Source organism: Prevotella sp. LCP21S3_D2, from assembly GCF_052118345.1.
Classification (GTDB): Bacteria; Bacteroidota; Bacteroidia; order Bacteroidales; family Bacteroidaceae; genus Prevotella.
Map to the genome: position 1 here is coordinate 1 of NZ_JBQKHJ010000104.1, position 508 is coordinate 508.

The window sequence follows — 508 nt, forward strand, 5'->3', positions numbered from 1 at the left end:
CTCCGAAAACCGCTTGTTGGATATGTTGTCACAGATGGGTATGAAGGTAGCTCAGTCAACCTTGAACGGTTGGATGCAGCAAATCATGACTTATCTTCGTGAACGCTTGGGACCTGTGAAGCTTGAGCGTATCCGTCAGTGTGTCTATACCCAGAATGACGAGTCAAGAATCGTGGTTCGCAGTCGTGAGAGTAAGGAAGATAAGTTTAAGTACAATGTGGAGTACATCCATGCAGCCCTCTCCATGGAAGCCAAGCTTTGTGTGATGGAATATAAGGAGGGTAGCCGTAGTCACAGTGTGCAGGAAGATGCCATCTTCAAGGACTCTTGTATAAGGGTGTTTACTGCAGACAGAGCAGTCTTGTATGAGACAATTGAGAAGGATTTGGAGGAAATGGGACTGGTGCGTACAGCTTGCTGGTTCCATGCCCGCCATCGCTTCGTGGATGCTTATATCTCTGACCATCGTGTGCGTGTAATCATCTTGATGATGAACTACCTCTTCCAG

Annotated in this window: 1 protein-coding gene; it reads left to right on the forward strand. The window is 47.2% G+C overall.

The features are described 5' to 3' along the window. On the forward strand, positions 1–508 hold a 508-nt coding region (locus ACTQ16_RS16800; RefSeq protein ID WP_441938584.1), incomplete at both ends, for an IS66 family transposase.